This window comes from Enterobacter sp. WCHEn045836, from assembly GCF_003965585.1.
Lineage (GTDB): Bacteria > Pseudomonadota > Gammaproteobacteria > Enterobacterales > Enterobacteriaceae > Enterobacter > Enterobacter dissolvens.
The window spans coordinates 1-416 of record NZ_RXPT01000046.1 but is presented as its reverse complement, the minus strand read 5'-3'; the positions used below and the strand labels follow the sequence as shown (position 1 = coordinate 416).

Here is a 416-nt window from a genome sequence, read left to right as displayed (position 1 = left end):
GTGGTGGTGCCCAGCACGTTGCTGCCGTCCATGATGGTCACGGTGCTGCCCGCCTTCGCCGTGCCGCTGATTTGCGGACGGGTGTCGTCGGTGAGCGCGCCCTGCGACAGGCTGCCGGTCACGCTGCCGGTGTCGTCGGTCACGGCGGTGATTTCCACCTTGCCCGGGACCACGTCAACGGTGATGACCACGTGCGAGCCTTCCGGCCCGGTGTTGCCCGACGGATCGGTGACGGTGGTGGTCAGGTCGTGTGCGCCGTTCGCCAGCGGCTGGTCCGGGGTGTAGCTCCAGGTGCCGTCCGGGTTCACCTTCGCGGTGCCGATGACCTGGCCGTTGTCGATGATGTTCACCGTGCTGCCCGGCTCGGCCTTACCGCTCAGGGTCGGGGTGTTGTCATCGGTGGTGTCGCCGCTCAC

General features: G+C 68.3%; 1 protein-coding gene. It reads right to left on the bottom strand.

Going from position 1 to position 416, the window contains the following annotated elements; all coding sequences use genetic code 11:
• Window positions 1-416: Ig-like domain-containing protein (locus EKN38_RS25640; RefSeq protein ID WP_185812873.1), on the bottom strand; the 416-nt coding region annotated here is incomplete at both ends.